The sequence below is a fragment of the Streptomyces sp. S.PB5 genome, from assembly GCF_030403745.1.
Lineage (GTDB): Bacteria > Actinomycetota > Actinomycetes > Streptomycetales > Streptomycetaceae > Streptomyces.
Window position 1 is genome coordinate 31,216 of the sequence record NZ_JAQMWP010000037.1, and the last position, 14,874, is coordinate 46,089.

The window sequence follows — 14,874 nt, forward strand, 5'->3', positions numbered from 1 at the left end:
GGCAGGATGCTCCGCATGACCTTGCCCACCCCCGAGCTGCACACCGCCCGCCTGCGACTGCGGCCGTTCACCGACGCCGACGCGGCGTCGCTGTACGCGCTGCACAGCAGCGCCCACGTGCTGCGCTACTGGGACTCCCCGCCGTGGACCGAACCGGCCCGAGCCCAGCGCTTCATAGCGACCTGCCGGACGATTGAGGAGGAAGGCACGGGAGCGCGGGTGGCCGTCGACCGCGTCTCCGACGGCGCGTTTATCGGCTGGTGCGGCCTGACCAGCTGGAACCCGGACTTCCGCAGCGCGTCCCTGGGCTACGTCTTCGACGGCGCCGCGTGGGGCCACGGCTACGCCACGGAGACCGCGCACGCCGTCCTGCGGTGGGCGTTCGACACCCTGGACCTGAACCGCGTCCAGGCCGAGACCGACACCCGCAACGTGGCGTCCGCCCGGGTCCTGGAGAAGCTCGGCTTCGTCCGCGAAGGCACCCTCCGCGAGGACTGCGTCGTCAACGGCGACGTCTCCGACTCCTGGGTCTTCGGCCTCCTCCGCCGCGAGTGGCACCCGACGGCCACGCCGACGGCGAGCTCGACGTCTTCGTCAGCGTGCCCCCGCGACGGTCAATCGGCCAGCCAGATCTTGGTGACAGCCCGCGTGCCGATGTGACAACTAACGTGCTTCGGCACATCAGCAAGCTCGGCTCCGCACACTGACCCACCCCATCACCACCGCATGCCGAGGGCGTCGAGGTCGGCGGGCCGTTTGCGCGGGTGTGGTGGTGTCTTTCCCGGGTATGTTCGCGCGTGGATGCGTGGCCGGTGTGGTTATAGGTCGGTCCATGGGCGGGGTTGGCCTCCGGTCAGCGGCATCCATACCGGCCTGGACGGGCCGTGTTCTTCGATGTCTTCGAGGATGGCGGCGCCCAGGGGTACCTCGCGGGCGAGGGTGGCGGCGAGGGGGTGCTGAGCGGCCATCGCCTGCAGATCGCTGATGCGGGCTTGGAGTCTGGGGCGTGATGCGCCGGTGAGGACGAACAGCACGCGGGGGAAAAGCGGATACCGGCGCAGCCATGCCGGGCCGGTGGGGGCCGGTCTGCGGCGGCCGGCGGGTTGGGCTTCGTAGTGGAAGAGCCGGGCGTACTCGATCAGTTTCACGGCCAGGCGCTCGCTGCTCATCGTGCTGCGGTCGACTTCTATGAACGCGCGCAGTTTGCGGCGGTGTGCGCCGTCGATGTGGGTGTAATGCATGACGGCATCGGCGACGAGCCGCTCGCCTTCGCCGATGGCGTGGGCCATTTCGGGGGTCCAGTCGAAGGGGCCGTGTTCGTGTCCGTGGCGGCGGGCGTCTGCTGCGAAGGCCAGGTGGGTGTGTACGACGGTGAGGGTGTGGGGGGTTTTCAGCGAGGCTGCGGTCGTGGAGGTGATGGGGTAGGGCGGTCGCCCTCGCAGGACAGGGAGATCGCGGGTCAGGCGTGCGCCTTCGGGGGTGAGGTACCAGGCGTGTGTACGCGATCGGTCGGGGTCCGGCAACGGGGTGAGGTCGACAAGGCTCGTGGTGCGCAGCTTGTTCAGTACCCGGGAGATGAGTTGGCGGGTTCCGTCCGGGCGCAGCATCTGGCGCAGCTGGCCAGTCGTGGCCATGCGGTGCAGGGCGAGCGCGGTCAGGACCTGCAGGCGCAGCGGTTCAGAAGGGCTGGGGGCCGGCTCGGCGGCCGGAACACCTGAAGGGGGACGGGGCATGCAGGTCAGGCAACCCGCACCCTGCGGCCCGGCCCCCGACCATGCCGCCCCGACCAAGGTCACGGTCCGGGAACGTTCTCGTGGTCGGGGCCGTGGTCGGGGCGGCCGGAAGGCGGGCGATGGCCGGTCCGCAGCGGCGTGCGCTGCTGCGGGGCGTGGTGGCGAACCATGCCGTGCCGACCATCGTGCGACCCCCGGCCTGCAAGGGACCAACGCCCCATACCGGGGGGCGCGTTCAGGCTGGTGGGCGGAAGTCCGCTCATCTTCGGGTGCGGCCAGGGGGCTTTCGCTGCGTGGCCTGTTCGAGGATGCGCCGGCGTGTCCACCGCCGGCGCCCGTTTTGGCGGCCGGCGTTCTCGGCGATGCCGTCCGTGGTCTGCAGCAGGGGGAGGTTGCCCTGGGACAGGCTGCTGGAGAAGGAGCCGACGCTCTTGTATCCCAGCAAGGCAGCTGCCTCGCTTGCTCCCAGGAGTTCGTCGGGGTCGCCGTCGACGGGAACGTCGGGCAGGGGCGGGGCTGCTTTGTCTCCTGCTCGCCGTCCGCGGCCGGGCCGGGTTTCCAGCCAGTTGAGCAGGGTCTGCACGCGCCATTGCTGCCGGCGGTAGGGGCTCTCGGGCGTGCCCATCTCTTCTACGGCGTCCGGTTCGGGGAAGTAGCCGGGGTGGTCGCGCAGGAAAGTGGTGACCTGGTTGGGGTTCTTGTAGCCGAGGAACCTTGAGGCGTCGGCCGCGTTCAGCAGTTCCTGCGGGTCACGGGCGGGCGGCTTGTACCCGCGCAGCCGTACCGGCGTGCGGTGGGCGAACCATTGCGTGACCTCGGTGTGGTCCCACAGGCGGGCGCGACCGCGCATGCCGACGGGTTCGGGGAAGGTCGTGCCGGCCGAGTTTTTTGCGCGTTCGGTGTACAGGCCGGTGACCCGGGCGGATGTCAGGCCCTGTTCGGCCGCGATCTCGACGGCGTCGGCCAGGCGAGGCTCACGGCGCGAGGTCATGGCGGAACCGTCCGTCCTGTCGGCGGTGAGCCGGCCGGCCCGGCTCGCAAAACAAATAATGGCAGGAGTTTCGGTTGGGGGTCCAGCCCGGGGCCCGAGGCTTTGAGGGGTGGCTGCTTCCGGCTGCGGCCTACTCCTCGGGGATCAGGCAGATTCCCCGGCGTGCGGCGTCTTCGGCCATCTCGGTGTAGGCCATGGCGGCCGGCGTCATCTCCCACTCGGCCACGGCCAGGAGCAGGATCATCTCGTCGCGGTCCTGGGAAGCATCGCAGGGCATGCCGGCGGCGTCCGCGGCGAGCATCAGCTCTGAGGTGGGCAGCGGGCCGAGGCGGGCTGCCGCCTTCTGGTGCAGATCCTCAAGGCCCTGCTGGTAGAGCTCGTTCGCCTCGCGCAGGAGCAGGACGAGGTCCTCGCCGTGGCGGGCCGGTGCTGCTGCGGCGAGGTCGAGGAGGCGCTGTGTGGTGGTCGTCATCATCAGAAGTATCTTCGAAGCGCCGGTGTGGTGGTCAGGGGCAGCCGTCGCGTCCGGTGGCGCTGTGCAGGAGTTCGCCGGGCCGGTGCGGGCCTTGGAGTCCCGGGCGGGCGGCTTGCGCAAGGCGGCGTGGGTCGCGTTCTATCCGCTCGAAGTCCGCGTTCTCCTCCGCCTCGATGCCGGTCCGGGGCGTCGCGGCGGCGGGACGGTTCGATGAGCTCGGCCATGGTGGTGTTCGGGTTGAACGGCATTTGGCGGACGCGTTCGACCAGCGCACACAGCTCGACGCCGTCCGCGGGCGGCACCCGGCGGTCAGCAGCAGATCGCGGTGGTTCGCCAGCGTGCGCGACGCCCACTGCCCTACGTGTTGCCGTCAGGTACGCCCCCTGCAGCCTTAGGGAAACAGCGCTGTCGGCGTACTGGTCGCAAGCTCAATCCGCTTTAGGACGTGCGACAGGTGCGCTGGCCCGCGTCCGCTGACATCTCGAGCTGGCACTGCCCTCGGTGCCGGCTCGACCTGTTTCCCGGACGCGTCCCTGGCCCCACCTGCATCCTCGGACCGTTTGGTACGCCTGGGATCGCTCAGACGGCGCCCTTGCGCGGCTGAACTTGGGTACGGCAAATGTGATATTCGGCAGGCGAACACCCGGGGCGGGCGGTTTGGTCTCCCGAGGTCGCGCACCGTATAGCTCGTTGCAATCAAGCCGTCGCCGAACGTCCTGTCGCCCTGTTCGGGCTGGGCGTTTCCCGAGGGGAGGGTGGCCTTCCCGTGGCCGCCGAGGGGCGGGGTGTAGGTGGTCACCATGTGGCAGAAGCGATCACGAACGGTCATGTCGAGGTGGTGGTCTACTCCTTTTGTCTGCCCATGAGTTGACGGAGTGTGATGATGTGCCGGCTTGGGATGGCTACTCTGTGTTGGCGGTTGGCCGAAGGTACATGAGTGCTACGGCCGCCTCTTCGTGTGATGCGCCAAGGCGCCTGTGAGTCAAGGATCCACAGTGGGATACGAGATCGACTTTCTCCCGGTGGGGGAGGAGTCCAAGGGCGGCGACGCCATCGCAATCCGTTTCGGGAACCTCCGGGGAGTGCGCGCAGAGCAGACCGTCATGGTCATCGACGGCGGGTACACCGACTGCGGTGACGCCCTGGTCGAGCACATCAAGAAGTACTACGCCACCGACCGCATCGACATCGTGGTGTCCACGCACACCGACCAGGACCATATCTGTGGCCTGAAGACAGTGCTGGAGACCATGCACGTCAGCCAGCTCCTCATGCATCTTCCCTGGGAGCACTCGGCGGAGATGGAGCGCGCCCGCACTTCTGAGTCCTGGCGCGAGAAGCTGAACGATCCAGCGCGCCGGATGCTCGAGGCGGCGATGGAGCTGGAGGCCATAGCCCGCGAGCGTGGAGTCGGGGTCGTCGAGCCGTTTGCCGGCGTCGGCTCCAAGGACGGCATCTTCAGCGTGCTCGGCCCCTCCGAGACATACTACGAACAGCTCCTGACCGAACTCGTCGCACAGACCGCCAAATCCGTCGCCCAGCTCGCCTACGAGTCCGCCATGCGCAAGCTGCTGGAGGCGGGGAAGAAGCTGGTCCCGGAGACGTGGCTACACGAGACACTGCGCGACGACGGCACGACCACCCCCACCAACAACGCTAGCGTGGTCTCCCTACTCGAAGCCGACGGCAGGAAGATGCTGTTGACCGGCGACGCCGGGATCCCCGCACTCACTCGCGTACTCGACGGCCTTGAGGAGAACGGGTTCAGCCCCGGTGACCTCCCCTTCGTGCAGGTGCCGCACCACGGCAGCCGCAACAACGTCGGTCCGACGATGCTCGACCGGCTGCTGGGCCCGCCGGCTGAAGACATCAGGCGTGGGATCGCGTGCGTCTCGGCGCCGAAGAAGAACCCCGACAACCGCCACCCCGCGAAGAAGGTGACCAACGCCTTCCTACGGCGCGGCTACCCGGTCTACGCGACCCAGAGTGCATCGCTCCAGTACAGCCACGACGCCCCGGCCCGCTCCGGCAACCGTCCCGCGCAGTCCCTCCCCTTCCATCCCGTGGTGGAAGACGACGGAGGCGCGTGAGCATGCTCTTCCTCGATGACTACGAGCGCCGCGCCCGACTGGTGCCCGGCCTGCTCGCGATCCTGCCCCTCATCGTCCTGTTCGCCGTGCTGGGACTGCGTCAGATACCCGCGGTTTCCTATGTGATTGGAACACTCGCTCTCGCGGGTGTGGGTCCGGTACTGATCGCTGGCGTGGTGCGCAACTTCGGCAGGTCGGTCGAACAGCGGCTGTGGAACAGCTGGGGCGGTCCGCCGACGACCGTGTGGCTGAGACTCGATGCGCCCAGCGACGACGAAGCCCAACGGCAGCTATGGCGCAGAGCAGTTGCAGCCGTATCCGGGGTCTCTCTGCCCTCCTTGCGTGCCGAGCGACGGGACAAGGTCAAGGCCGACAGTACGATCAAGCTGGCCGTCAAGCGTGTACGCGACAAAACGCGAGACAAGGAGAAGTTCGCTCTCCTGTTCAACGAGAATCGCAACTACGGCTACGAACGAAACATTTACGGACTGCGCTGGGCGGCTCGCAGCATCAGCCTGCTGTCCGCGCTCGTTCTGACGAGCTACATGGCGTGGCTCGCGCCGGTGATAGACCGGCCGCAGACCTCGGCAGGAAACCTCTTCGGCCTGGCAGCATGCCTGTTCTCCCTGGCCGGCTGGTTCCTCCTGCCGTCCGCGAAGCGGGTACAGGACGCCGCCAACCGGTATGCCCATGAACTCCTCCACGCCGCCGTGACGTTGCAGGACGAGTCCCAGGCTCCCGACCCCACCAACGCGACGCCGTGACGGCGCAAGAGAAAGGGAATATTTCCATGGAACGTGTAGCGGTCCGCTCGTCCAACGTCCGATCGGTCGGATACTCGGGCGGAATCCTGGAGGTTGAATTCCACAGCGGTGGCGTGTACCAGTACCACGGTGTTCCTGAGCATGTGTATGCCGGGCTTGTCGCGGCCCACAGCAAAGGAACCTATCTTGACCGCATGGTGAAGGGCGTTTACGGCTACAGCCGAGTGGGCTAGTACTCCGGCAGCGTTTCGCTCTCTGACCAGGTCAGAGAGCGAAACGCTGCCGGAGTACTACTAGGACCAGTTGGAGGCGGGCTGCTGCTCCCACCACTGGGGTGGGCTGCCTGGTTGCCCGGGAGCGGGGGAGGTGGTTGTGGGCGGGGGTGCGGCGATGGGGCTGGGCAGGCTGGTTTCGGTGTAGGTGATGCGCTTGTGCAGGCTGATGCCGAGGTCGTCGACGCTGAGGTGGATGGAGTTATTTTTGATCTTGGTGATGCGTCCCTTGGTCAGGATGCTGGTCCCGTCGGTCAGGGATTCGGCGGCGTTGGTGGCCAGGTCCCGCCAGGTGGTGCAGATGTAGCCGATCGGCTCCAGGTCGCGCCACCGATTCGCGGCTGTGTCCCACTGGGTGGGGGTCTCGGTGAGGCGGAACCGGCAGACGGCGATGCCGTCCTGGGTGAAGCGGACTTCCACGTCACCGGTGACGGTGCCGGACACGTGCGTGACGGACGGGGGCACAGGAACACCTCCGACTATGAGTAATGGTGTATGTGGGGGTTGGTCGACCCTTTGTCGGCGTCTCCCGCCCGGTAGTCCGGGGCGGTGGGGGAGGTGCTGGATGACGGATGTCCACCCGGTCGCCTACGACGGGGGCAGCGGTGGGGTGGTGTTGTCGAACACGGTGGTGTCCTCGATCTCCATCTGCACGGGGACGGTGCCGTCGGCCCGGAGCAGCTGCTCGTCGGTGGTGTCCAGATGGACGGAGATGCGTACGGCCTGGCGGTCGGCGTCGAGGTGGGCGAAGACGAGGATGCCTGCGAGCTCGATGCAGGGCAGGCCTTCGTCGTCGGGGTTCTCCTGCGGGTGGAAGAGCGCCGAGCTGTTGGCCTGTGCGCAGGCCTGGGTGTCGGAGAGGCTGAGGGTGAACGGCCTGTGCACGTGACGGGAGATGGCGGCCGGGTGCAGCGTGTAGCGCTCGGTGCCGCGGCTCTTGTCCGGGCCGTAGTAGAGGTCCACGACTGCCTGGTCGTCGGCCGGAGGCCGGAGCGGGAAGCCCTCGGTGCCCGCCACGTCGTCCCAGGAGCGGCGTACCTGCCGCGCGAGCGCGGTGAGGGCGGAGGCCTCGTCGGACCAGAGGGTCACGGCATCGGTGCACAGGCCCCACTGACGCAGTACCCACGCCCGCCCCGCCGGCTGCGGGGTGAGGTCTTCGAGGACGGCGAAGGTAAAGCGGCTCAGCCACCGTTGGACGATGCCGGCGGTGTCCGCGCCCGGCCATTCGCCGGTGCGTTCCTGCAGGCCGTCCATCAGGTCGGCCAGGTCGAGGATGGCCGCGCCTGCGGGCGTGGACGGGTCCGGTTTGATCGGCATAGCGTTTGCCTTCCGTGGGCTTCGGGGTGGTCAGGGCCCGCACGTCAGGGCGTTGAAGAGGACCATCAGGTGTTGCTGGTCGGGGGTGAGCGCCGCAGTGCGCAGCACGCGTCTGCGCAGGACGGGCACGTCGAGACTGATGCCGGAGGGCACATCGGGCCGCTCGGGCGCGAAGACGAGGTGGTGGTTGCGCGTGTGGATCATCCAGGCCTCGTACCGGTCGGCGAGGCTGCCGCTGCGGGCGGTGTGAGACTCGTCCGTGGTGCGGGGTGGACACGCGCAGGCCGGATCGGCGCAGGGCCGTCCGGCGGGGTGGCTAGCCAGGACCGGGCTGCGGCGGTAGTGCGTGGCGGTGCCGTTCAGCATCGGGCAGTGTGCGGCCGTGTACGGCAGGCACTCGGGGTGCAGCGCCGGTTCCGGGGAGGAGCCCTTGAGGACGTCGGCCGGGCGCACCAAGCAGGAAGCACCGTTCGTCCAGCGGCTGTGCGTAGATCTGGCACAGGCGCCTGAGGAAGGCGGCGTGGGCCTTGTCGGCGTCGAGGACGCCGAAGGCGGCGTGGCCGTCGTGGATCAGGGTCACGTACGGCACCCCCAGTCCGCCCGCCAGCGGGCGGTGGGCGCAGCGTTGGGGTATCGCGTGCATGGGTGTTCCTTCGGATCGTGGTGGGGCGCGCGGCAGGGGGTCGGGCTTACGGGCGTCACCTGCTGGCCGGTGGGGGGGGCGGTTCTGCGGGGCCGCCGGCCGGGAGCGCTTCGTGGTGGTGGCGGCAGCTGAGTTTCGTGGAGCTTGTCCAAGGGCTGGCGTCCCTCGTGCTCGGCGGCGGCGTTCCGGACGGGCCGCTGCGGCTGGGGGCTGCGTCGGGGCAGGGCGGAACTCCCAGCTGCGCAAGGGGCCGGGGGCGGCGGTGAAGTCCGCCCGGGGGCCGGTCAGCTCTGGGGCGGCGTGTAGGAGAAGAAGACGTAGTGGCCCAGCGCGCGCAGCATGCTGACGGTGTGGTCCACGGCTGCGGGGTCGAATTCGGCCGACCGGGTGTACGCCTCGATCTCGCCGTTCCAGGCGAACCCCCGGGCGGTGAGGGACTGTTCGGTGACGGGTGTGCGGTCCTCGGGGGACTGCGGGGCGGCAACGAGTCCGTGAGCGGGGTCAGGTACGACGAGGAACACCGGGCTCCTTCCGGGCGGCCCACGGCTGGCGCGGAGGGCTGTCAGCGGGTGACGGTGACGGTGCGGTCGGCGTCCAGGACCCCGAGGGCGGCGCGGATCGACGCGCGGGTCTCCGGGCTCGGGACGGAGGAGGGGAAGCCCAGGGCGAGCACCGCCTCGTCCAGGCCGATGTCCGACATCGGCAGCGTGTGTCCGGCGCGATAGAGGGCGACCGCGGTGGCGGTGGCGACACGTGTGCGGTTGTAGGCGATGGCCTCACCGGCCGTGGCGTCGGTGCCGAGCGCGTCGCGCGCGGTGGGCGGAAGTGCCGCGATCCCGGCGCTGAACCGGTGGGCGGGAACACGGATGCGTGCCGGTCGCAGGGCGCGGCGCAGCGTTCGGAGCATGGCGACTCCCGGGGCTGGAGGGGGAAAGGGGGGCGTCGCCCTCACCTTGGGTGGGACGCGAGCGGCGGCACCCCTGCGTCAACGGAGGGCGTGCACGGCATCGCTCAGTGGCGGTGCCCCGGCGGCGGGCAGTTGGGGCCGAGGTCGGGCGGTACGCAGTAGTCGACGCTCGACTCCGGGGGGATGGGGTCGCCTGAGTCGATGTCGGTGCAGCAGGCGTCGAAGACCTCTCCCGCGGTGAGGGGATCCAGGTCACCTGCTCGCAGCCGCCAGCCGTACACGCGGTCCGCGGCGCCTCGAGTGCTGGCCCGCATGGCGAGTCTGCCGGGCAGCGCCGCCAGGCCGAGGGCGAGGACCGCGGTGAACTCCAGGGCCTCGGCGTCGTCGAGCCGGGCGGTGCCGTCGGCGTCCGTGTCCGCGTGCAGGACGGCAACCAGCGTTTCCGGCGATGCCGAGACGCTGCACGTCAGGTGCTGGCGGCCCGGTCGGGCGGTGTCGAGGATGCGGGCGAGGAGGTCCCGTGCGCGCGCGAAGGCCTCCTGGCCGATGTCCTTCCCGCAGGTGGTGCAAGTGCCGAGGCGGGCCAGGGACATGGAGGCGTACTCCCAGGTGGCCTGGCGGAAAGCCTTCTTGATCAGGGTCGGGAGAAGATCGGCCAGGGGCTCCCCGTTGTACGGGACGGTCGGACCCGTGACCGCGAGCTCGCCGGTGAAGCGGGCGCGGCTGGACGGCCGGTCGGGGTCGAGGCCGCTGTCCGCGCAGAAGTCGGCGTACTCCTCGGGGTCGAACAGGGCGAGCACGGTGTGAGCGCCCTGCGAAGCGCGGACCCGGAGAAGGTCTTCCACTCCTGAGAGATAGGCCGGGAAGTCGGCGAAGACGAAGGAGCGGTAGTGCCGCATGGCGCGGAAGTCGTGATCATCGGTGAGCAGGCCGATGGCGCCCGCGACTTCGCGGCGAAGGGCGCGGCGCGTGGTGCGGCGGTCGGTGCGGGCCGCGTCTGCCGTGCTGCGGCGGGCGGCGTGGGACTCGTCCCGGCTGTGCTCGGAGGGTTGAGGTGTGAGGGTCACGTGCACTCCTTTGTCGTGGACGGGTTGACGGGAACCTCCCTGACACGGGGCGGCCGTCAGGAGAAGGGCAGGCAGCCGCCGACTGGCGGGCTGGGGTGGACCCCATCCCTTTCATTCAATAATAGTGTTGTTTGGGTGAGTGGAAACCCACCCTTGACCTGCTGGTTCGCTGACGGGATCGCCGGGATGACGGCTCGTCCAGAGGGGCGGTGGGCTCCAGCGCAATCCGCCGGTGGCGGGCGAGGCGCCTGAGGGCACGGCTTTTCGAAAACGGCGGCCGTTCGGCTCGTCGTCCAGGGTGGTGGCGGCGGCCCCTTGTCGACGTCCTCTCCGGCGCCGGGGGCGCGCAACAGGTCGGCCGGCGCGTCGACTTCGGCGCACCACGGGCTGACGGCGACATCGGACGCGAGGGCGATGGTGCACCATGCGTCGGCGAACGCGCGGGCGACGTCGGCCGGGATCGCGCCGGTGCCGGCCGTCGTCGGGCTCCAGCGGGGACGGGTGGGCGGTCGGGCCCGGTGGCGGGCGTGCTGGTGGTACTGCGTGCCCGCCGCCTGGGGCGGGTTTGGCGTAGCGCTGGTGGGACTCGAACCCACGACCTCAGGACTTATAAGATCCGCGCTCTTCCGGCTGAGCTACAGCACTTCGGTATTCGGCTGCGGGGGTGGCGCCCCTCGTCATGGCCGGGCGGCGAGCGGCTCTGGGCGCAGAGCGGGGAAGGGGAGCCGCTCGATGAGTAATAATAGTGTCTCTTGTGAGGGAGGGAACCTCCCTCCCCGAGGGCGGGGAACAATGCGGTGAGCGCGTGCAGGGCGCGGCCCATGGCGGACGTCGTGGGGGCGTCGGGCCGTGGAAGCTGCGGCTCAGGCATGCGGGTTCTCCAAGTCGGAGTCGGGGAGCTGCAGGAGAACGGGGGCGGGGTAGACCTCGCGCTCTACGGCCGTGACGTCGGGGCACGGAATGACAGCGGCCTGGACGTCGTCCGTGTCCATGGGGTGCAGCCACCCGTCACGCACGACCCAGCCGCACGCGCGGGGATTGGGATCGGCGGCCGTGGTGGCGATCAGGACGGCGCTGCGCATCGTGCTGGCCTCCAGCGCGAACACCAGCAGCATGCGGAAGGCGCAGAACTCTTCTTCGTCCAGGACGGCCAGGCGTAGCGGTTCCATGCCGATAGAGAGATCGGTTCGGCCCGTGACGAACGCGTTGTCGGTCCGCTCGGCAACGAGGGTCAGCGTGTGCTCACCGTCTCCGAGTACCTGGAACACGGCGGAAAGGGCGCTCAGGGTGCGGCTCATGGCGGCCGCTATGGCGTCGTCTCCGGGGTAGATGAGCTCCGGGCGTACTGGCATGAGGACTCCTTGCGGGGCGGGGCGGTGGGCGACGGAGGCCGGCCGCACTGCGCCCCTGGATATAACGGGTGTTCATGGCGCGCGGGCGGCTCCGCCGACGCGTCGCGCTGCCGCTACGCGGCAGGGGCCGGGCGGGCGCACTCCGCGCTCCCTGCGGGACTGAGCCGCACGCTCCGCGCTCTCGGGCTGGTCGGGCCCGTGCGGGCCGGGCTGGGGGAGTTGCCCGGCCCGCACGGGGGTCTGTCAGCCGTGCGCGGCGGCGGCCGTGAGGGCGGGAACCGCGAGGGCTTCCAGGACGGCGGCCTGGTCGGCGTCGGCGAGGGTCTGAGCTGTCGACGTGACGGCCTGCATCACACCCCCGGCGGTCATCTGACCGCCCCGGACGAAGTGGGCAAGGATGCGGTCCTTCGTCTCGTTGCCGATGCTGAGCGCCTTGGTGACGTGCTCGATCGTCTTCGTCGGTTCCTCAAGCGTCTTCCCGGCGGCAGCCTCCATCTCGTACACCTTGGCCTCGACGTACTCCCGTGACAGGAAGGTGCGCACGGCGTCCGTGGTCTTGGAGGTGATCAGCTCCAGCGTCTTGCGCTGGGTCTGGCCGGACCAGTTCACAACGCCCTCGTCCTGCTTGCCTCCGAGGTGCACGGCGCGCATGACGTCCTTGGCCATGGTCATCCCGTTGCGGCAGACCTGAATGACCGCGCGCGGGGTGATGGTGTACGCCCCGGCCCCGACTTCGCTGTTGGTGATGACAAACCCTGCCGAGACCATCGGGAGTTCGTCACCGCTGCGTCCGTCGAACGGGGAGCGATAGCCGCGCAACAGGCTACGCGCCTGGACCGCGACCGCTTCGGACTCGACACGCACGTACATGCGGCGGTCGGTGAGGTCGCACCCCGTGATCCGGGTGGGGTGGCCGGACTGCTGCACCCCGTCCAGAGCGGCGAGCAGCATGTCAAGGTTGTCCATCAGCTTGTAGCTGTCGGACAGCAGCGCGCGGGCCACGCCCTCGCCGGGCATGCCGGGGCCGCTGCCGCCCCGGAACGCGCGGAGCATGAAACGGCGCTCCGGACCCTCACGGAGCCACGCGTTGACGTTCTCGTCCAGCAGCGGGACGTTCTCCGTGCGCATCCGACGCAGGTAGGCCAGCGGGATGCGGAGCTTGTCAGAGATTCCCTCATCGGCAACGGCGGTGGGCCGGTAGACGCCGTCAACGGCCGTCACGCCGCGCGCGCTGAGCTGCGCCTCGACGCCTTCGACGTGCACGTTTCCCTCGCGCATCCGCAGTGCGGACGCGGGGGCGATGACGTCCAGCTTCTGACGCTCTCCGTCCTCCAGGATGCTGACCAGGTCGGACAGGTCGGCGTTACGGGCGCCGGTGGGAGCGAGGTTCGTAGCGCGCTCGGCGAACTGCTGAGTCATGCGGTGTTCCCCTTCGCTGTTGGTCTGAGCGGGTCGGGGGGCGGAGCCACCACCCCCCGAACAACTACAATAATAGTGTGTTTTAGGAGTCGGTGAACCCACCCCTGACCAGCACACTCAGCCCAGCGCGCGGAACTCCGGCAATGGCGTCAGGCTCCGCCGCCGAACGTTCGTGACCACTGACACCGACGTGAACCCGCGCACTTCGCACAGGTCATAGCGCAACTCCGGCGCGCTGCCCAGCGGAAGGGCATGAGCGTGAATCGCCCCGACCCAATAACGGCCGTGACGTTGTGTCACACTGCCGTGGTACTCGACCTTCTGCCACACCACCGGACCAGAACCCTGCGGGTCCAGACTCCGAGCCGCCCCCTGCGCCGACAGCAGCTGCACAAACGCACGCGCCACCGTTCCACGATCCACAGGGACACCAGTGACAGCCGAACCCGTATGCCCCGTACGCAGCCCCAGGGCCCAACCCAACTCGAAGAGCGGCTGGACCATGTCCAACAGCTCGCGCGGAACCCGTAACGCCTCCGGATCACTCTGACTGCGCGCCAATTCCCACAGCGCGTAACGTGCTTGATCCCGCTCCGCACCCGTGAGCGGCGCGGTTTCCTCGACCGACTCTGCACCCCGCGTGCCCTCCATGGGTCCGCCTCTCCACTGGGAAATTCCGGATCGAAGGAGCGCCCCATAACAGGGGGCGCCCCGGGCGGGCTACTTGAGGAATCCACGCGACTGGAGGAACTGAGCCGTAATGTGCGCAATTCCCTTCGGCTTGTAGATCTGCGGAAAGCGCCGCATTTCTACCTCGGTACGCCCGTTCTCGTCCGGCTCCGGCAGTTCATGCACGAGCCGGTAGGGGCGGTCACCAGTAGGAATTTCCAGTACCACCGGGCCAACCTTGGTGTCGAACCGAATGCCGGTGTAGTTCGCGTCGGAGTTGTGCACGATGTTCGCTCCCACTCGCTGAACAAGCAGCGGAAGGAAGTTAGCGACCGTGCGCGCCTGAATTGCAAGACCGGTCATGGGGGCGTCCTTACCGCCGCGCACTCGGCTGACGATCCCACCAGAGATCTTGATCTCCACGTCTTCCCCTTCGTTGGCTTTCTGCGGCCCCCGGGGTGACCTCCCCAGGACTTTAAATAATAGTGTGTCTGTTGTTCGGATGGAACCCCCGTTGCACTGGAAGTTGCGCCATGGCGTTGCGGTAGGGGTTGCGCTGGACGTTGCACGACCCAAAAGCCGGCCTCTACAACACCCCAGGTCAACCCACCAACCAAGCGTGGTACGCCCGCTGACATCCCCTCTGCTGCCGCTGCTCCCTGCCCTGAGAGAAGAGGAGGGGGCGGGTGGGCGTGGTCGGAGCGGCGGCCTCGGGGATCGGTGCGGCCTGGGGTCCTGCTGCGCGTCGGCGGAGCCGCCGCGCCGGGCCGGTACGGCGGCCCGGGGTGTGCTGGCGGAGCATTCGGCAGACTCTAGCCAAAGGTTGCCGGGAGACCCTACGGGGAGGTTATCGCCGAAGCGTAATTTAATCGGGAAGGAGAATAATTGACAGAGGGTCATTTCCTGCATTCGGACCGGGAATTGGGATTTTTCGATTCAGGGATTCACATATCCCGAATCTCTTGGTTTCCGTAAGGGAACTGACGGGCTTTCAGCCGAGGGAGCAGCCCCCTGCAGGTGCGTTTTCAGAAATTCGCGGAGCGAATTTCTTGGCCGGATTGCGGAGCAATCCGGCTATCGTCACGGAGTGACGATCCATCAACTCCCTTGCAAAGCAAGGGAGTTGGCCCGCCGCGTAGCGGCGGCGCGTCGTGTCTGCGGAGCAGACCGCGCGC

18 protein-coding genes and 1 tRNA gene are annotated in these 14,874 nt (G+C 68.7%); 5 read left to right on the forward strand and 14 right to left on the reverse strand.

Features of this window, described 5'->3' with window-relative positions; genetic code table 11:
• The first annotated feature begins 15 nt into the window (after nucleotides 1–15).
• Nucleotides 16–660, forward strand: coding sequence for a GNAT family protein (locus PH203_RS47720; RefSeq protein ID WP_289929034.1), 645 nt, complete (start codon nucleotides 16–18; stop codon nucleotides 658–660).
• A gap of 158 nt (nucleotides 661–818) precedes the next feature.
• Here PH203_RS47720 and PH203_RS47725 read toward each other — a convergent pair whose 3' ends face one another.
• From PH203_RS47725 to PH203_RS47735, 3 genes are all read right to left on the reverse strand, one after another.
• Nucleotides 819–1,733, reverse strand: coding sequence for a replication-relaxation family protein (locus PH203_RS47725; RefSeq protein WP_289929036.1), 915 nt, complete (start codon nucleotides 1,731–1,733; stop codon nucleotides 819–821).
• Nucleotides 1,734–1,992: 259 nt separating this feature from the next.
• On the reverse strand, nucleotides 1,993–2,724 hold the full coding sequence (locus PH203_RS47730) for a hypothetical protein (RefSeq protein ID WP_289929038.1): 732 nt from the start codon (nucleotides 2,722–2,724) through the stop codon (nucleotides 1,993–1,995).
• Nucleotides 2,725–2,854: 130 nt separating this feature from the next.
• Nucleotides 2,855–3,196 (reverse strand): hypothetical protein, encoded by a 342-nt coding sequence (locus PH203_RS47735; protein ID WP_289929040.1) that lies wholly within the window; start codon nucleotides 3,194–3,196, stop codon nucleotides 2,855–2,857.
• Between PH203_RS47735 and PH203_RS47740 the strand changes: the two genes are divergently transcribed.
• The 4 genes from PH203_RS47740 (at nucleotide 3,183) to PH203_RS47755 (ending at nucleotide 6,286) form a co-directional block, all read left to right on the forward strand.
• The gene (locus PH203_RS47740) at nucleotides 3,183–3,413 is read left to right on the forward strand and encodes a hypothetical protein (RefSeq protein ID WP_289929041.1); all 231 of its coding nucleotides are present in this window, start codon (nucleotides 3,183–3,185) and stop codon (nucleotides 3,411–3,413) included. The two genes, PH203_RS47735 and PH203_RS47740, sit on opposite strands and share 14 nt — an antisense overlap.
• 781 nt (nucleotides 3,414–4,194) lie before the next feature.
• Entirely contained in the window at nucleotides 4,195–5,289 is a 1,095-nt protein-coding gene (locus tag PH203_RS47745) for a hypothetical protein (protein WP_289929042.1), read from the forward strand.
• A complete protein-coding gene (locus PH203_RS47750; protein ID WP_289929045.1) occupies nucleotides 5,286–6,053 on the forward strand; it encodes a hypothetical protein in 768 nt (255 codons plus the stop codon). The genes PH203_RS47745 and PH203_RS47750 overlap by 4 nt, the downstream gene beginning before the upstream one ends.
• Before the next feature lie 26 nt (nucleotides 6,054–6,079).
• The gene (locus tag PH203_RS47755; RefSeq protein WP_289929046.1) at nucleotides 6,080–6,286 is read left to right on the forward strand and encodes a KTSC domain-containing protein; all 207 of its coding nucleotides are present in this window, start codon (nucleotides 6,080–6,082) and stop codon (nucleotides 6,284–6,286) included.
• A gap of 60 nt (nucleotides 6,287–6,346) precedes the next feature.
• Here the strand turns inward: PH203_RS47755 and PH203_RS47760 are convergent, their stop codons facing one another.
• From PH203_RS47760 to PH203_RS47810, 11 genes are all read right to left on the reverse strand, one after another.
• Nucleotides 6,347–6,790 carry a single-stranded DNA-binding protein gene (locus PH203_RS47760; protein ID WP_289929047.1) on the reverse strand — a complete coding sequence of 148 codons (444 nt, stop codon included), beginning with the start codon at nucleotides 6,788–6,790 and terminating at the stop codon, nucleotides 6,347–6,349.
• A gap of 123 nt (nucleotides 6,791–6,913) precedes the next feature.
• Entirely contained in the window at nucleotides 6,914–7,642 is a 729-nt protein-coding gene (locus PH203_RS47765; RefSeq protein WP_289929051.1) for a hypothetical protein, read from the reverse strand.
• 30 nt (nucleotides 7,643–7,672) lie between these two features.
• A complete protein-coding gene (locus tag PH203_RS47770) occupies nucleotides 7,673–8,098 on the reverse strand; it encodes a cell envelope biogenesis protein OmpA (protein WP_289929052.1) in 426 nt (141 codons plus the stop codon).
• 471 nt (nucleotides 8,099–8,569) lie between these two features.
• A complete protein-coding gene (locus PH203_RS47775) occupies nucleotides 8,570–8,806 on the reverse strand; it encodes a hypothetical protein (RefSeq protein WP_289929053.1) in 237 nt (78 codons plus the stop codon).
• Nucleotides 8,807–8,847: 41 nt separating this feature from the next.
• The gene (locus tag PH203_RS47780; protein ID WP_289929054.1) at nucleotides 8,848–9,192 is read right to left on the reverse strand and encodes a hypothetical protein; all 345 of its coding nucleotides are present in this window, start codon (nucleotides 9,190–9,192) and stop codon (nucleotides 8,848–8,850) included.
• 104 nt (nucleotides 9,193–9,296) lie between these two features.
• Complete coding sequence (locus PH203_RS47785; protein WP_289929061.1) at nucleotides 9,297–10,127, reverse strand: hypothetical protein; 831 nt, start codon at nucleotides 10,125–10,127, stop codon at nucleotides 9,297–9,299.
• A gap of 703 nt (nucleotides 10,128–10,830) precedes the next feature.
• Nucleotides 10,831–10,904 (reverse strand) — tRNA-Ile (locus PH203_RS47790).
• Between the two features lie 218 nt (nucleotides 10,905–11,122).
• Nucleotides 11,123–11,611, reverse strand: a complete 489-nt coding sequence (locus PH203_RS47795; protein ID WP_289929055.1) for a hypothetical protein — start codon at nucleotides 11,609–11,611, stop codon at nucleotides 11,123–11,125.
• Nucleotides 11,612–11,854: 243 nt separating this feature from the next.
• Nucleotides 11,855–13,030, reverse strand: coding sequence for a DUF932 domain-containing protein (locus PH203_RS47800; protein WP_289929056.1), 1,176 nt, complete (start codon nucleotides 13,028–13,030; stop codon nucleotides 11,855–11,857).
• A gap of 117 nt (nucleotides 13,031–13,147) precedes the next feature.
• Nucleotides 13,148–13,681 carry a hypothetical protein gene (locus PH203_RS47805; RefSeq protein WP_289929058.1) on the reverse strand — a complete coding sequence of 178 codons (534 nt, stop codon included), beginning with the start codon at nucleotides 13,679–13,681 and terminating at the stop codon, nucleotides 13,148–13,150.
• Between the two features lie 69 nt (nucleotides 13,682–13,750).
• Nucleotides 13,751–14,122 carry a hypothetical protein gene (locus tag PH203_RS47810; RefSeq protein WP_289929059.1) on the reverse strand — a complete coding sequence of 124 codons (372 nt, stop codon included), beginning with the start codon at nucleotides 14,120–14,122 and terminating at the stop codon, nucleotides 13,751–13,753.
• Nucleotides 14,123–14,874 lie beyond the last annotated feature (752 nt).